This is a genomic window from Halomonas sp. BLK-85 (assembly GCF_044792155.1).
Taxonomy (GTDB): domain Bacteria; phylum Pseudomonadota; class Gammaproteobacteria; order Pseudomonadales; family Halomonadaceae; genus Vreelandella.
In genome coordinates this window covers 2,566,135-2,581,578 of record NZ_CP087731.1, presented here as the reverse complement: position 1 = coordinate 2,581,578, position 15,444 = coordinate 2,566,135, and the positions used below count along the sequence as shown (strand labels likewise).

Here is a 15,444-nt window from a genome sequence, read left to right as displayed (position 1 = left end):
CATGCGCGGTCTCGTGACGGTTTCCTGCCTGTGGCTGGCAACCCTGTGTTTGCCTGTCAGCGTACAGGCACAGTCAGCGCCGCCGGTGGTGGCCGCCGCATCGGATCTGCAGTTTGCCCTGACCGAAGCCGCCGAGCGTTTCGAACAGCAGACGGGCCATGCCCTGCGGCTCAACTTTGGTTCTTCCGGTAACTTCCGACGCCAGATTGCCCAGGGGGCGCCTTTCGAGCTTTACCTTTCCGCTGATGAATCCTATGTGCTGGCGCTCAACCAGGAAGGCCATGTGCAGAATGAAGGGGTTATCTATGCGGTGGGTCGCCTGGCCTGGCTGCAGAACCCCGGTGCAGCAGAGCTTGATGAAGACGATCCTCTGGGCGCCGTTGAGCAGGCGCTGGCCGCTCACCAGTCGGGCGAGCGCCAGCGGATCGCCCTGGCCAACCCGGAGCATGCCCCTTATGGCGTCGCCGCCATGGAGACACTGAAGCATGCCGGGCTGTGGGAGGCGACAGCCGACCTGCAGGTTCTTGGGGAGAACGTGTCACAGGCGGCGCAATATGCCCTTTCCGACGACGTCAGTGGTGGCCTGGTGGCCTATTCCCTGGCACTGGCGCCTGCACTTGACGCGCGCAGTGAGTCCCTGCTGATTCCTGAGAGCTGGCACAACCCGCTGCGCCAACGCATGGTGCTGACAAACCAGGCCGGTGAGGTGGCCGAGCAGTTCTATCAATGGCTTCAGCAGGACACCGGGCGGGCAATATTGAGCGACTATGGTTTTGTTGTGCCGCAATGATGGACTGGGCCGCGCTATCCATTTCCCTGCGTCTGGCTGTGCTGACCTGCCTGATTCTGCTGCCTTTGGGCATCTGGGCCGGTCGGGCACTGGCCTATGCGCGTTTCAAGGGGCGCGGTTTTTTTGAGGCCCTGGTGGCCTTGCCTCTGGTGTTGCCGCCGACGGTACTGGGGTTCTATCTGCTGACGGCATTCAGCCGCGATGCGCCCTTTGGCGCTTTCTGGGCCAGCGTGTTTGGCAGCGGTCTGAACTTTACCTTTACAGGTATTCTCCTGGCTTCCCTGGTCGCCAACCTGCCTTTTGCCATCCAGCCGATCCAGCGCGCCTTTGAAAGTATTCCTGCCAATCTGCGCGAAGCGGCCTGGTGCAGTGGACTGTCTCCCTGGCAAACGCTATGGCGGATCGAGCTGCCGCTGGTGTGGCCGGGCGTGCTGTCTGCCTTTGCACTGACCTTTGCGCATACCCTGGGTGAGTTCGGGGTTGTTCTGATGGTGGGCGGCGCCATTGATGCTGAAACGCGTACCCTGGCGATTGCCATCTATGACCGGATGCAGGCGTTTGACGAGGCCGCGGCCGCCTTGATGTCCGCTGTACTGCTAAGCGTTTCCTTTATCACCATTGGCGTGGTGTATGGTCTTGCCGGGCGGCGCAGGAGGGTGCATGGCTAAATTAACGCTTCAGCTTGCCCAGGCTGGGCCGATTCCCTTGCAGGCTAAATTTGCCTGCCAGAGTGGCGAACTGTTGGCGCTGGTCGGCCCTTCCGGCAGTGGAAAAACTACCTTGCTGCGGGCTATTGCCGGTCTTTATCAGCCCGCTAAGGGGGTTATCCGCTGTGGAGAAACATGCTGGTTTGATGCTCAGCGTAAATACTCACTTAGGCCACAGCAGCGCCGTGTGGGGATAGTATTTCAGGATTATGCGCTTTTTCCTCACCTGAATGCGCGGGATAATATTGCCATACCGTTACGCCATCTACCCCGGCCTGCCCAGGCTCATCGCGCGGAAGAGTGGCTGGCGCGGGTCAAGCTCGAAGGCCTGGGGGGACGGTTTCCCCATCAGCTTTCGGGCGGCCAGCGTCAGCGGGTTGCGCTGGCGCGCGCCCTGGCCCGGGAACCTGAAGTGCTGCTGCTGGATGAGCCTTTTTCTGCCGTCGACCAGGTCACTCGCCGTCGTCTGCAGCGCGAACTGGTGCTGCTCCGTCAGCAGATAGCCATTCCCATTGTGCTGGTCACCCACGACCTGATCGAGGCAGCGGCCCTGGCTGATACCCTGTGCGTATTACATAATGGCACTACCCTGCAAAGTGGCCCGCCGGAGACGCTGTTTCGACGTCCGGCATCGCCTGGCGTAGCCAGGCTGCTGGACCGACATAACCTGTTTCGCGCCACACTGAGGTGTCATCAGGGCCGTTACTGCCTTGAGTGGGGGCGCTTTCAGCTTGAAGTAAGTGCCGAAGTACAAGCCCAGCTGCAAGGCTACAGGATAGGTGACAGGCTGGAATGGTATCTGCCGCCTTCAGATATTGTATTGCACCGCCGCGCTCGCCCTTCCAATGGCGAGCGGGAAAACCCGGTTGCCGCCATGGTCAGTGAGGTTGTGACGCTTGGAGGAATGACATCGGTGGCCCTGAGGGTTGCTCATGGTGATATGCTTCGGTTTGACATCAGCACCCATGCAGCGCGGCGTAATCAACTGTCGCCCGGTGCCATGGTGAAGGTGTCCCTGCTGGCCGCCGGCATTCATGTGATGGGGCCAGTGGCCAATGACATATCCATACCCCCTGGCACCTATGGAACCTGAGGAAACCGCCATGCATCTTAATCGCCGTGCGTTTTTAACCGCCTCACTGGCGATGCCGCTTCTGGCCCTGGCCTGGCCGCTATCGGCACTGGCCACAACATCTGAGATGGCTCCGCTTGAGCGCATGCCTTTGGCCGTGCATGGTGCTGAAGGGCCGCATCGTCTGGACGTGGAGGTCGCCCGCACTTCAGCGCAGCGCCAGCGAGGCCTGATGGGGCGGGAGAGCCTGCCAGCCGACCACGGCATGCTGTTCATGTACTCCCGCGAGCAGTCCGGGCGTAATGGCTTCTGGATGTTTCAGACCCTGATACCGCTGGATATTGCCTTTATCAACCGTGAAGGCACGATTGTGGCGATCAGGACCATGCAGCCTTGCGGCTCCTCATCCCCCAGCGACTGTCGCTCCTACACCCCGCATACGCCCTATGCGGCCGCCCTTGAAGTCAATGCCGGCTACTTCGCCAAGCGGGGTATTCGCGTGGGTGACTGCGTGGCCTTGCCGGGTGAGGGGCAGGCAGCTTGCTCACGCTAGCGTTTAACCAGGGGAGCTATGGAAGACTGTCTTTCATCCCCAGAGGGCCTATAATTTAACTCGCATGACACGCTGCTCAATACAATAAAATCAATGAGGATTCATTATGACGCTGACACGCAAGATGACGCATGTAACGGCAGGCCTCGCCGGTGCGGTACTCCTGGCAGGTGCCCTGTCTGCTCAGGCCCGTGAGCTGTCGGTTTCAACCGTGCTTTCCGATGCGTTTCCCTGGGGGCAAGCGGCCGAAAAATGGGCAGACCTGGTTGAAGAGCGCAGTGACGGTGAGCTGACGCTGCGGGTTTACCCCAACTCCCAGCTGGTTTCCGGGGATCAGACCCGTGAATTCTCAGCCATGCGCTCCGGCCTGATTGATGCTGCGGTGGGTTCCACCATCAACTGGTCGCCGCAGGTACCTGAGCTGAATCTTTTTTCATTGCCTTTTTTCTTGCCTGACGAAGCTGCGGTTGATGCCGTTACTGGCGGTGAGGCCGGTGATCAGGTGTTTGCTGCGATTGAATCCAGAGGTGTGGTGCCACTGGCCTGGGGTGAAAACGGTTTTCGCCAGCTTTCCAATTCCAGTGGTCCGGTTGAAGCCCCCAGCGACCTGGAAGGCCTGAAGGTCCGCGTGGTCGGCTCGCCGCTTTTTCAGGATACTTTTTCGGCGCTCGACGCTGACCCTACCCAGATGAGCTGGACGGATGCTCAGCCCGCCCTGACGACGGGCGCCGTGGATGGCCAGGAAAATCCGCTCTCGGTGTTTGATGTGGCGCGCATCGATCAGGCCGGTCAGGAATATCTGACGCTTTGGAACTATATGAATGATCCACTTATTTTCGCGGTGAATCAGAGTGTCTGGCAGTCGTTGAGCGACGCGCATCAAACGCTGCTGCGCGAAACCGCTGAAGAGGCCGGCGCCTGGGAGATTGCCATGACCCGTGAAGAAGAAAGTGAGCGTCTGGCAGCCATCCAGGAACGCGGGGTCATCGTCACCGAATTGACTGATGACCAGTATCAGCGTTTCGTGGATGCTACCCAAACGGTCTATGAGAAGTGGGTGCCACGTATTGGTGAAGAACTGGTTGAAAATGCCCGGGAAGCCGTTGAGTCCCGTTAAGCACACTGTTTTATGCCAGTAACCATTGATGACCGGCCCGGGTGGCCGGTCATTGTTTTAACAGGGTGGAATCGTGATGAAACAAATGCCTGATGCGCGCCCGGAACGTTGGCTGGGTGCAATGGCACTGGTGATCATTGCTGTGATCAGCCTGGGCAACGTGGTGACGCGCTACCTGACGGGAGGATCCTTTTCGTTCACTGAAGAGTTTTCCGTTTTTCTGTTGGTGGTGCTGACCTTTGCCGGTGCCTCGGTGGCGCTGCGCCTCAATCGTCATATTCGAATTGGCCTGCTGGAGAGGGCGCTGCCCCCAGGCATGCGCCGGATGCTGATTATTTTCCAGGCCGGCTGTGGTTTGCTGGTGCTGGGCCTGATTATCGGGTTCGGCGGAAAACTGGTCTGGCAGGAATATCAATGGGAATCGCTGTCGCCAGGGCTTGGGCTGCCACAGTGGTGGTATCTGCTATGGCTACCTTTATTGGCATTTGCCATGCTGGTGCGTCTCATTCAGCAAACCCGCGACCGCTTGAGCGGGAGGCTTGATGATGAGCGCTGATGCCTGGATGATCCTGGCCTTTGCCGGGCTTTTGATCGCTGGGGTGCCGGTGGCTTTTTCACTGGCTCTCTCCGGTGCCGTGGGGATCATGGTCGGGCTGTCACCGGATATGCTCGCCACCATGGGTACCAATACGTATAACAGTATTGCCAAATACCCTTTGATTGCGATTCCACTGTTTATCCTGACCGGGCTTATTTTTGAACGCGCGGGGGTCGCCATACGCCTGGTGCGTTTTGCCCAGGCTCTGATCGGGCCGCGCCATGGAGGCCTGGCACTGGTGGCGGTTCTGGTCTGCATGATGATGGGGGGAATGAGTGGCTCCGGCCCGGCAGATGCTGCAGCGGTTGCCATGGTGATGCTGCCGAGCATGACCAAAGCAGGCTATCCGAAACCATTTTCCGCAACCCTGATCGCGGCCTCTGCTTCTACGGCAATCCTCATTCCGCCATCGGTTGCCCTGATCCTGTATTCCATCGTGGTGCCAGGCGTGGATTTGCGAGCGCTGTTTGCCGCCGGGCTTTTCCCCGGCATCCTCGCCGGGCTGGCACTTCTGGTGCCGGCGATGCTTGTGTCCCGTCAGCGTGGTTGGGAAGGCAGCCCGAGCTCAACAGGCGGTGAGGGGGTGGAGCGGTTAAGCATCCGCACGACGTTCCGGCAAGCCTTGCCGGCGCTTTTCGCCCCCGTGCTTATTCTGGGGGGGTTGCGTTCCGGTCTGTTTACGCCCACAGAAGCAGCGGTGGTGGCAGTAGCCTATGGGGCGGCCGTCGGCCTGCTGCTCACCCGTGAAATGACATTAAAAGATCTTTGGGAGCTGCTTGGCGAAGCGGCGATCATTTCCGGCGTGGTGATGCTGATTATTGCGCTGGCCGGTATTTTTGCCTGGGCAGGCACCATGCTGGGCACTTTCCGTCATCTGGCTGAATGGATTATTGGCTTGACAGATAATGGCGTACTGCTATTGGTTCTGGTCATGCTGGCGGTGCTGATAGCGGGTATGCTGCTGGATGCCATTTCCATCTATCTGATCATGATGCCCATTCTGATTCCCGTGATGCAGCACTTTGAATGGAACCCGGTCTGGTTTGGTATTTTGCTGGCCATGAATATTGCGATTGGTCAGTTCACTCCGCCGGTCGCTGTCAACCTGATGGTGACCACTGAGGTGGCCAAGATAAGACTGGAACAGACAGTCGGCTGGGCGCTGCTGTTTGTGTTAGCAATGGCGGCTGCATTGGCCCTGGTGGCGCTGTTTCCGGGCATAGCGCTATGGCTGCCAACAATACTCGGTTACAACGTCTGAAATGTCGCGCCTTGAATTGCTGAAATTTTGTGTTATCAGTATATTTCCTATGGTTATTTATACTGTCAGCAGGTTAATCAAAGGTTCGATGAGGAGGTGTCATGTTGTTTCCACCCCGTTACGCACGCTGGGTCTTTGCGGTTCTGATGTCAATCTATATGGTGACGTTGATGACATTCGTCATCACCTGGGCCAACACCGGCCTGGCAGAGGGTTTTATGGGACGCTGGTGGCGAGCCTTCTATATCGCGTGGCCGATTGCATTTTTGCTGATTCTGATTGGCGCCCCGCAGCTACAGAAAGTGACGGCCAAGCTCATCAAGACGCCTGAAAAATGACTCTTGGAAGTCTGCTTACCGGCCTCTGCGGTAAGGCGCTGACGTTGATATAGTGGTTGAGCTGCTGGCCCGCAGGATGGCTGCCGACATAATGTGTTTGAAAAGGCAGGTATCTATGCCATGCTTGATCAAAGGTTAATAATCTTAAACTGGCGGCTAATTTTCCGCCACGGCCCTAGGCTTTTGTGTCATGTCTTATGCAACTTTGGCATTAAAATAAAAGCATGCCAATGTTTCGTGTTGTTCTGCTAAGGTATAACCTCCCAAACACGGTTTGAGCATTTTGCCAGACAGGCTTTTTATTACTGTTTCAGGTGCATCACATATGTGCCGAGCGCTTGATCTTTCAATGATGACCTGAAGCCATAGGGCATCAATTCAAAAAGGGTACTGGCGGTGTTCAGTCACTGCTACTTACCATAATGTGTTTAAGACAACATCAAGAAAAGAGGTAAGCCCATGAATCGTCATGTATTTTCGACCGCAGCTTTTTCCGGTGCACTGATTGCGGCAGCAACCGTTGCCTCTCCTGCAGTTGCCCAGGACGAGGAGTTCATCACTATTGGTACCGGGGGTCAGACAGGCGTCTATTACGTCGTGGGCCAGTCGGTCTGTCGTCTGGTCAATCGCGGCAGTGATGAGCACAACATTCGCTGTAATGCACCGTCGACCGGTGGTTCTGTTGCCAATATCAACGGTATCAAGTCCGGTGAACTGGAAATGGGGGTTGCCCAGTCAGACGTTCAGTTTCAGGCATATAATGGTACCGGCAATTTCGAAGACGACGCCTACGAAGACCTGCGCGCCATTTTCCGTATTCATGGTGAGCCGCTGACTCTGCTGGCCCGCGCTGATTCCGGTATCGAAACTCTGGATGACCTGGAAGGTAAGCGTGTCAACATTGGTAATCCGGGGTCTGGGCAGCGTAACACCATGGAAGTGGTCATGGATGCCAAGGGCTGGGATGAGGACACCTTCTCAATGGTCTCCGAGCTGGGCGCTTCCGAGCAGGCGGCAGCCCTGTCGGACAACAACATCGATGCCATGGTTTATGTGGTAGGCCATCCGAATGGCTCTATTCAGGAAGCGACGACGACGGTTGATTCACACCTGATTCCTCTCGACGATGAAGATGTAGATGGCATTGTTGATGAATTTCCCTACTATTCGAAATCTGTCATTGCGGGCGGTCTTTACAAGAACAACCCGGATGATGTGGAAACCTTCGGTGTAGCGGCCACGCTGGTGACCACCACCGAAACATCAGAAAAAGCCGTTTACGAAACAGTCAAGGCTGTGTTTGATGACTTCGATCGTTTCAAGCGCCTGCATCCTGCGTTTGAGAACCTTGATCCGGAAGACATGATTTCTTCAGGCCTGTCAGCACCGCTGCATGAAGGTGCCGCTCGCTATTACCGTGAGCAGGGCTGGATCGAGTAAATCCAGTCCGGTCAGCTACGCCTATTGTTAATACCATGCGTAGCTGTATCAGTGAGGTAAACTGCCTCAACAAACAATGATGCGCGGTCCCTCAGGGGGCCGCGCATTATATTTAGAGTGCCATAAGGCATTGGGTTAACAAGGCGCGACGTTATCCATTGACGGCGTCTTCCACTTATAGCAGGGCATGCTTATGACAGAGAACAACAGGGCCTCCGGCGCGGCTGTTGATCTTGAGGATATGGTCGCCTCATCCGACTCCGGAGCACGTAAGCCTGCGGGTATGCCAGGCAAGCTGCTCGTGGGCATTGCGGCGATATGGTCGTTGTTTCAGCTTTGGATTGCTTCACCGCTGCCCTACATACTCGGGTTTGGGGTGTTCAATGCGACACAGTCGCGCTCCATACACCTGGCGTTTGCACTTTTTCTCGCCTACATGGCCTATCCGGCCCTCAAGCGTTCACCGCGTGGCCGTATTCCCATTCAGGACTGGGTACTTGCCAGCGTCGCCGCATTCTGCGGCGCTTACATGTTCCTTTTCTATGAAGGGTTGTCGGCACGCCCAGGAGCACCCTTGCTGCAAGATGTGGTTATTGGTGTTACTGGTATCCTGTTGCTGCTGGAGGCGACCCGGCGGGCGCTGGGGCCCCCCTTGATGATTGTTGCCTCCGTATTCCTGATCTATTCATTGGCAGGGCCTTACATGCCGGGGCTCCTGGCCCATGGCGGTGTCAGTCTTTATGGCCTGGTCAATCATCAGTGGCTGACCACGCAAGGCGTCTTTGGGATTGCCCTTGGGGTGTCAACCAGCTTTGTTTTCCTGTTTGTGTTATTTGGTGCCCTGCTGGACAAGGCCGGTGCGGGTAACTATTTCATCAAGGTGGCCTTTTCAATGCTGGGACATTACAAAGGTGGCCCCGCCAAGGCAGCCGTTGTGGCCTCTGGCATGACGGGGCTGATTTCCGGCTCTTCCATTGCCAACACGGTTACCACCGGGACCTTTACCATCCCCATGATGAAGCGGGTGGGGTTTCCCTCGGAAAAAGCCGGTGCCGTTGAGGTGGCGTCATCGGTCAATGGCCAGATCATGCCACCGGTCATGGGGGCGGCCGCGTTTCTGATGGTTGAGTATGTGGGTATTTCCTATGTTGAAGTGATCAAGCATGCCTTTCTGCCGGCGCTGATTTCCTATATTGCCCTGATCTACATCGTCCACCTTGAAGCACTGAAAGCCAACATGCAGGGGCTGGAAAGCTCTAACCCGCCCAAGCCGCTGGTCAGCAAGGTAGTTGGCTTTCTGGGCGGCCTCCTGTTGATGATGATAACCGCGCTGGCGGTCTATTATGGCCTGGGCTGGCTGAAACCGGTGCTCGGAGGTGCTGCGCCCTGGGTGATCGCAGCAGGCCTGGCGGTTATTTACATTGCCCTTTTGAAAATGGCGGCGGCTTATCCGGAGCTGGAACTGGATGACCCCAATGAGCCGGTCATCAAACTGCCGCAGACCCGCCCAACGGTCATGGTGGGTCTGCAGTATATCCTGCCGGTGATTGTGCTGATCTGGTGTCTGATGGTGGAGCGTCTGTCACCAGGGCTGTCGGCGTTCTGGGCGACCGTCTTCATGATCTTTATCATGCTGACGCAGCGTCCGGTTACCGCTATTTTCCGTGGTAAAGGCGATATGCAGGCGGATCTGCGCGAAGGTGCCATGGATTTATGGAACGGCCTGGTTACCGGTGCGCGCAACATGATCGGTATTGGCATCGCTACGGCAACGGCGGGGATCATTGTCGGGGCCGTCTCGCAAACCGGTGTTGGCCTGGTGCTGGCGGATGTAGTGGAAACCATCTCCATGGGCAACCTGATGTTGATCCTGTTCTTCACCGCCATTCTGAGTCTGATCCTGGGGATGGGCCTGCCTACCACGGCCAATTACATTGTGGTGTCTGCTCTGCTGGCACCGGTGATCATTCAGCTGGGCCAGCAGAACGGCCTGATAGTGCCGCTGATCGCCGTGCATCTGTTTGTGTTCTATTTCGGCATCATGGCGGATGTGACACCACCGGTAGGGCTGGCCTCCTTTGCTGCGGCCGCGGTATCCGGTGGCGATCCGATACGTACCGGCTTCCAGGCGTTCTATTACAGCTTGCGCACGGCCGCCTTGCCGTTTCTGTTCATCTTCAATACGGACCTGTTGCTGATTGATGTGACCTGGCTACAGGGGATAATGATATTTATCATTTCCACCATTGCCATGCTGATATTTGCAGCAGCGACCCAGGGCTTCATGATTACCCGCAACCGCTGGTATGAGTCCATTCTGTTGCTGTTGGTTGCCTTTGCGCTTTTCCGTCCTGGCTTCTTTATGGATATGCTTCACGACCCCTACCGCTCTGTGCCGCCTTCCGAGTTTGTACAGGCGATGGGTAACGTTGACGAAGGTTCAACCCTGCGGGTACAGATTGAAGGGCTGGATGACTTCGGTGATCCGATGACAACCTATATGCAGGTGCCGGTACTTGAAGGGGAAACCGGTCAACAACGGCTGGATAACCTGGGCCTGATGCTGTTGTTTGAGGATGACAGGGCGATTGTTGACATGGTGACCTATGGTAGCCAGGCCTCTGACATTGGCTTTGACTTTGACCAGGAAATCATCGAGGTACTGGCCCCGGTTGAACGCTGGACAAAGGAGCTGATGTGGATGCCTGCTTTTGTGGTGTTCGGGTTAGTGGTTGTGTTGCAACGCCGTCGACGTAGCAAGGCTGACGCGCAAACGGCCACTGCATAGGAGGTGTACAGATGTACAAGAAAATTTTATTGCCGGTTGACCTTAACGCGGAAGAATCCTGGCAGAAGGCTTTGCCAACAGCGATCACACTATGCCAGACCTTCGGGGCTTCTCTGCACGTCGTGACGGTGATGCCAGAGTTCAACATGCCAATGGTGGGGGCCTATTTTCCCAAGAATTTCTCCAAGCAGGCGCATGAAGCGATTTCTGACGCCCAACATGCCTTTATCAAGGAGCACATTCCCGAGGAAATTGTGACCCAGAGCGTGATTGTCGACGGCTCGCCCTGGGAGGCGATTATCAAGGCAGGCAAGAAGCTGGAGGTCGACCTGATCGTGATGGCTTCACACAACAAGCGCAAGTTTGTTGATTACGTGCTGGGCCCTAATGCCGAGCACGTTGTTCACCATGCCAGGATGTCAGTGATGATAGTTCGCTAACGACGAACATTGCCAGGATGCAAGGCATCAGCAGAACACATCAGGCGTATCAAGAACCCCGGTCATTTGATCGGGGTTTTTTTGGCGTTGCTGATGGTGCTTTTGATTACTCTTTGACACTTTGGTAGGGTTTTTGTACATATTTTGAATAACTATTTGCAGATGTCACTCAGTCCGCTACAGTTAAGATTAGTGATTAAGCAGCTCTTTTCATATTAATGAACGCTTAATCAGTCTGGAGCATTACCGGCAGCGAGCGACAGGTAAGCGTGACAAAGGAGTTTCACCATGGGTACATCAATAACAAAGCCACTTGACCAGGCAGATTCAGCCGTGACTAAAATCATCGTAAAGCATATCGAGACAGACCGGCCAAAAGCCTGGCTTGCCGCCGGCTTTGAAGATTTCCGTCGGGCACCGATCGTGAGTCTTGCCTATGGATTATTCTGGGTGGGGCTAAGTGTTGCCATTACAACGGGTGCCATTCAGCTGGGATTCTGGCACTGGCTATTGCCGCTGATTGCCGGTTTCATGTTCGTGGGCCCCATGGTGGCTGTCGGCTGTTATGGCATCAGCAAAGCCATAGAGGATGGGAAAACACCGCACCTGGGGCATGCACTGGGTCATTGGCGTCCGCATGGCAGTCAGCTGGCGATGGTCGGTGTAATGATGATGATTTTCTTTCTTGCCTGGATACGTCTGGCTACCCTGTTATTCGCACTTTTCTTTGGCCTGGAAGTGCCCAGTCCGGAAGTGCTTTACGCTTCCCTGTTGACAACCCCTCAGGGGCTAGGCCTTGTCGCAGTGGGCACGGTTATCGGTGGCCTGCTTGCATTTGGTGCCTTCGCCATCAGTGCGATTGCCATTCCGGTTGTCATGGATCGCGACATGAGCTTCATGGAAGGCATTGAAGCCAGCATACGGTGTGTGATTGCCAATTTTCGCCCCATGTTGCTCTGGGGAGCCATGCTGACGATCAGTTTCGTGGTAGGTGTATTGACCTTTTACATTGGTCTGGCGCTGATATTGCCCGTGTTGGGGTATGCCAGCTGGCACGCCTATGAAGACCTGGTAAGTTTTGAATAATCTGTCGCAGGTTTAGGGCCTGTTGACGTTTCATCACGGCCGCGACAGAGGCCCTTTTGGTGCAGAACAAGGCGTGAGGAGCGTGGTTGGGTGGCTCCCAATCAGCGACAAACAACGCAGGGTTGTGCCAAAAGGGCCCTGTCCCTTCGGGTTGCGCGCCAAAGAACGCCATGCGGCGTTGCGCCACTCGGTAAGGGCACCACCATTGCCGTCGTGTCGCGCCTTGCCTGACGCTCTTTGGCGCAGCAACGCAGTTCGCGATGAAACGTCAACAGGCCCTAACTGTTCTTTTTTTATCTGCAGTGCAGACATCAATCAATGGTCTCCTTTTGACTGACCTCCTGAGCGAGATGACGTACTCTTACGTCATCTCGTTTTCATAGGGCACTTGCAAGGAGGCCAATAATGAAAAGACACGCATTGATTGTGACTGTATGGGTTGTCTGTGTCTTGCCGATGAGTGTCGCCAATGTCGCTCATGCCTTGTCTGCTCCCGAAGGTCGGGTCATCCTGAAAATATCCGGCAATATTGCCCGCACTAACGTCGGTGAAGAGGCGCACTTTGATTTCTCCATGCTGGCTGACCTGCCCCAGCATCAATATCGTACAGGTACCCCTTGGACCCGACAGCCCCATGAGTACAGTGGCCCCTTGATGCGTAACCTGCTGTCTTATCTGCAAGTAGCCAGTGAACAGGTGCGTGTATCGGCGCTAAACGGCTATGAAGCCTATATTCCTACTCGCGACTTCACTGAACATGATGTGATGCTGGCCCTGAAGCGTGATGGTCAGCCAATCACCATTCGTGAATACGGCCCGCTCTGGGTACTCTATCCTTTTGACCACAACGCGGAGCTGTTGAGTGAAACCTTCCGTTCCCGGGCTGTCTGGCAGGTAATGAAGATCGATGTGCGCTGACGCTGTGTCCAGACACCCGCACTCTCTGTTGCGCTATCCCAGGCGTTTCAAGTTTGTTGCCATTGTTTCTGTCGTGCTTTTCGCGTCGGCCTTGATGGTGGCCGCACTGGCGGCCTGGCGTCAGGACAGCCTGACCCAGGGCTTACGTGAAGATACCTCCTGGGTGGTCTACAAGCTTGACCGCGATACGGTCCAGTTGCTGAATGCTCTCCTGGAGTTTTCCCGCGATTCACTGGCAGCGGAAGACCAGAACGCGATCAACCTGCGTTTTGAATTATTATATAGCCGTATCAATGTGTTAACCCAGGGTGAGTTCACCCGTTTGCTGGAGCAGGTACCTAATGCCCGAGTGCTTGTCGAGGCTATCCGGCAGGCACTCGACGTTCTTGATACCCTGATTATGCCCTATGACCAGCAGCGCCACTTGGCGGTGATCGAGATCGAGAATGATCTGCAAGAGTTGTCGCGACTGACTGAACGTCTGGTGACCACCATCAATGCCTTTCAGGCTGAAGCAGCCACTGAAGAGCGCGCTCAGCTCAGTACCCTGTATCGTTTGTTGATCACACTACTGGTTGGAATGAGTATCTCGGCCTTGCTGGTTGTGGTTTTTCTGGTGCGTGAAATGCGTGAAAGTGCTTCGGCGCGCGGTGAGCAGGAACTGCTTGGCTTACGGCTTGAGGAGGCCGCCAAGCAGGCGCAATCAGCCAATCAGGCCAAGTCCGATTTTCTGGCGGTGGTGAGCCATGAAATACGCACGCCCTTGAATGGAGTGCTGGGAATGAGCGAGCTGTTGGTCCAACCGCAACAGCATACACCCAGCCCTCAAGAAGTACGCGAGTACGCCCGCACGATTAATGACAGCGCCACCCAGCTGATGAACATGATCAACGATATTCTGGATTTCTCGAAGATCGAAGCCGGGCATTTAACCCTGGAAGAAAGCCCTGTTGAGCTGGAGGCGCTGATGCGTGGCGTGATTGACCTGTACGAACCGCGTGCCCAGGCCAGCGGTGTCCGGCTGCAAATGCACATTGACAGTGCAGTGCCCCGCTGGGTCAGCCTGGATGCTTACCGGGTCCGCCAGGTGTTGCAGAATCTGGTGGCTAATGCGCTCAAGTTCACAAAGCGGGGTCAGGTAGTGCTTTCGCTAGGTCGCCATCAAGGCCAATTGTTGTTGACGGTTGCTGATACTGGCTGTGGTATTCCAGCAGTGCAACAGCATCATCTGTTTGAACCTTTCCAGCAGGCAGACGCCTCAGTCTCCCGGCGCTACGGCGGCACAGGGCTTGGGCTGGCCATCTGTAAACGCCTTTGCGACGCGATGGGGGGGAGTATTGGTGTCAAGAGTCAGGAGGGGCAGGGAAGCACTTTCTGGGTTGCGTTGCCATTAGTTGATGTGCCGCCACACGTGGAGGTGGCGTCACAGGCGTTGGCTACTGCCCCGCAAATCAGCCATTTCAGTGACGGTTCTGTACTACTGGTAGAGGATGATTTCGTCAATCGTCGCGTACTCGTAGGGATGCTACAGCGTCTGGGTTGTCTGGTAGAGGTGGCAGAAAACGCCCAGCAGACCCTCAGCCTGGTGAAAGAGAGGTCATACGATATTATTCTGATGGATGTCCAGCTACCTGACCTGGACGGTTTGACGCTGACCCGTCAGCTTCGCCAACAACCTGGCTGGCTGGCAAAAGTGCCCATTATGGCGATGACCGCCGGAGGAGCTGTCAATGATCGCAAGCGTTGTCTGAAGGCAGGAATGGATGATTATCTGACCAAGCCGTTAAGCCTTGCCACGCTAAGCCAACGGCTGGCGCAGTACATCAAGGTCGACAGCCAGATTGTTGAAAAGCTGCCATCAACAACAGTGCCTGGTGTTGATGGATGCAATGATGGACTGGTTGATGAGCGGGTACTGCTGCAGCTGCAAACCACCTTGAGCAAACCATCACTGGATGAACTGATTGGCCTGTTTCTGAAACATACGGCCGCGTATCTGGACCAGCTGCGCGGTCAGCTCGCTGTCCAGCCCATGCCAACAGAAAATATCCAGCGGCTAACGCATCAGCTGCGTGGTGAAGCGGCCAGCATTGGCGCCTGTGCCATGGCCAGTGCTGCTCACGATCTTCAACAGGCTGTTGAGGCTGGCTTTGCTATAGACCCTCATTTCGAGGCATTGGAAAAACAGGCAGTGCTTACCTTTGATGTTCTTGGAACTTGGCAATCTAGGGCCTGTTGACGCTTGGGCAATGACTTTGGACAAAAAAACGGCGCTGTCAAGACAGCGCCGTAGGGTTAAGTTGACTATTCAGAATTTAGAAATTCAGGATTTAGGA

The 15,444-nt window shown here is 55.7% G+C and carries 14 protein-coding genes; all 14 read left to right on the top strand.

All coding sequences use genetic code 11. The features are described 5' to 3' along the window. Position 1 precedes the first annotated feature (1 nt). The 14 genes from modA (at position 2) to LL947_RS11675 (ending at position 15,347) form a co-directional block, all read left to right on the top strand. The gene (gene modA / locus LL947_RS11740; protein ID WP_499833297.1) at positions 2-790 is read left to right on the top strand and encodes a molybdate ABC transporter substrate-binding protein; all 789 of its coding nucleotides are present in this window, start codon (positions 2-4) and stop codon (positions 788-790) included. Further along, a complete protein-coding gene (modB, locus tag LL947_RS11735) occupies positions 787-1,458 on the top strand; it encodes a molybdate ABC transporter permease subunit (protein WP_290822050.1) in 672 nt (223 codons plus the stop codon). The genes modA and modB overlap by 4 nt, the downstream gene beginning before the upstream one ends. After that, positions 1,451-2,590, top strand: a complete 1,140-nt coding sequence (locus tag LL947_RS11730) for an ABC transporter ATP-binding protein (RefSeq protein WP_404414123.1) — start codon at positions 1,451-1,453, stop codon at positions 2,588-2,590. Before modB ends, LL947_RS11730 begins: the two co-directional genes overlap by 8 nt. Before the next feature lie 10 nt (positions 2,591-2,600). After that, positions 2,601-3,122 carry a DUF192 domain-containing protein gene (locus LL947_RS11725; RefSeq protein WP_499833295.1) on the top strand — a complete coding sequence of 174 codons (522 nt, stop codon included), beginning with the start codon at positions 2,601-2,603 and terminating at the stop codon, positions 3,120-3,122. A gap of 106 nt (positions 3,123-3,228) precedes the next feature. Next, positions 3,229-4,239 carry a DctP family TRAP transporter solute-binding subunit gene (locus tag LL947_RS11720; protein ID WP_404414119.1) on the top strand — a complete coding sequence of 337 codons (1,011 nt, stop codon included), beginning with the start codon at positions 3,229-3,231 and terminating at the stop codon, positions 4,237-4,239. A 76-nt stretch (positions 4,240-4,315) separates the two neighbouring features. Continuing rightward, positions 4,316-4,795 (top strand): TRAP transporter small permease, encoded by a 480-nt coding sequence (locus LL947_RS11715; RefSeq protein WP_499833294.1) that lies wholly within the window; start codon positions 4,316-4,318, stop codon positions 4,793-4,795. Next, positions 4,785-6,098, top strand: coding sequence for a TRAP transporter large permease (locus LL947_RS11710; RefSeq protein ID WP_499834421.1), 1,314 nt, complete (start codon positions 4,785-4,787; stop codon positions 6,096-6,098). Before LL947_RS11715 ends, LL947_RS11710 begins: the two co-directional genes overlap by 11 nt. Before the next feature lie 101 nt (positions 6,099-6,199). After that, on the top strand, positions 6,200-6,436 hold the full coding sequence (locus tag LL947_RS11705; protein WP_290822064.1) for a DUF2798 domain-containing protein: 237 nt from the start codon (positions 6,200-6,202) through the stop codon (positions 6,434-6,436). A gap of 459 nt (positions 6,437-6,895) precedes the next feature. Then, positions 6,896-7,876, top strand: coding sequence for a TAXI family TRAP transporter solute-binding subunit (locus LL947_RS11700; RefSeq protein WP_404414115.1), 981 nt, complete (start codon positions 6,896-6,898; stop codon positions 7,874-7,876). A 193-nt stretch (positions 7,877-8,069) separates the two neighbouring features. Next, positions 8,070-10,664, top strand: a complete 2,595-nt coding sequence (locus LL947_RS11695) for a TRAP transporter permease (protein ID WP_499833293.1) — start codon at positions 8,070-8,072, stop codon at positions 10,662-10,664. 11 nt (positions 10,665-10,675) lie between these two features. Further along, positions 10,676-11,104 carry a universal stress protein gene (locus LL947_RS11690; RefSeq protein ID WP_290822069.1) on the top strand — a complete coding sequence of 143 codons (429 nt, stop codon included), beginning with the start codon at positions 10,676-10,678 and terminating at the stop codon, positions 11,102-11,104. A gap of 288 nt (positions 11,105-11,392) precedes the next feature. Next, a complete protein-coding gene (locus LL947_RS11685) occupies positions 11,393-12,190 on the top strand; it encodes a DUF2189 domain-containing protein (protein WP_404414111.1) in 798 nt (265 codons plus the stop codon). A gap of 405 nt (positions 12,191-12,595) precedes the next feature. Further along, a complete protein-coding gene (locus LL947_RS11680; protein WP_404414109.1) occupies positions 12,596-13,108 on the top strand; it encodes a putative pterin-binding protein in 513 nt (170 codons plus the stop codon). Beyond that, the gene (locus LL947_RS11675; RefSeq protein ID WP_499833292.1) at positions 13,098-15,347 is read left to right on the top strand and encodes an ATP-binding protein; all 2,250 of its coding nucleotides are present in this window, start codon (positions 13,098-13,100) and stop codon (positions 15,345-15,347) included. The genes LL947_RS11680 and LL947_RS11675 overlap by 11 nt, the downstream gene beginning before the upstream one ends. Positions 15,348-15,444: the final 97 nt, after the last annotated feature.

Excerpts from the sequence above, each read along its gene's own strand:
- LL947_RS11690 (WP_290822069.1), top strand. The coding sequence starts at position 10,676 with ATGTACAAGAAAATTTTATTGCCGGTTGACCTTAACGCGGAAGAATCC.
- LL947_RS11730 (WP_404414123.1), top strand. The coding sequence starts at position 1,451 with ATGGCTAAATTAACGCTTCAGCTTGCCCAGGCTGGGCCGATTCCCTTG.
- LL947_RS11715 (WP_499833294.1), top strand. The coding sequence starts at position 4,316 with ATGAAACAAATGCCTGATGCGCGCCCGGAACGTTGGCTGGGTGCAATG.
- LL947_RS11700 (WP_404414115.1), top strand. The coding sequence starts at position 6,896 with ATGAATCGTCATGTATTTTCGACCGCAGCTTTTTCCGGTGCACTGATT.
- modA (WP_499833297.1), top strand. The coding sequence starts at position 2 with ATGCGCGGTCTCGTGACGGTTTCCTGCCTGTGGCTGGCAACCCTGTGT.
- LL947_RS11725 (WP_499833295.1), top strand. The coding sequence starts at position 2,601 with ATGCATCTTAATCGCCGTGCGTTTTTAACCGCCTCACTGGCGATGCCG.
- modB (WP_290822050.1), top strand. The coding sequence starts at position 787 with ATGATGGACTGGGCCGCGCTATCCATTTCCCTGCGTCTGGCTGTGCTG.
- LL947_RS11695 (WP_499833293.1), top strand. The coding sequence starts at position 8,070 with ATGACAGAGAACAACAGGGCCTCCGGCGCGGCTGTTGATCTTGAGGAT.
- LL947_RS11675 (WP_499833292.1), top strand. The coding sequence starts at position 13,098 with ATGTGCGCTGACGCTGTGTCCAGACACCCGCACTCTCTGTTGCGCTAT.
- LL947_RS11685 (WP_404414111.1), top strand. The coding sequence starts at position 11,393 with ATGGGTACATCAATAACAAAGCCACTTGACCAGGCAGATTCAGCCGTG.
- LL947_RS11680 (WP_404414109.1), top strand. The coding sequence starts at position 12,596 with ATGAAAAGACACGCATTGATTGTGACTGTATGGGTTGTCTGTGTCTTG.
- LL947_RS11720 (WP_404414119.1), top strand. The coding sequence starts at position 3,229 with ATGACGCTGACACGCAAGATGACGCATGTAACGGCAGGCCTCGCCGGT.
- LL947_RS11705 (WP_290822064.1), top strand. The coding sequence starts at position 6,200 with ATGTTGTTTCCACCCCGTTACGCACGCTGGGTCTTTGCGGTTCTGATG.
- LL947_RS11710 (WP_499834421.1), top strand. The coding sequence starts at position 4,785 with ATGAGCGCTGATGCCTGGATGATCCTGGCCTTTGCCGGGCTTTTGATC.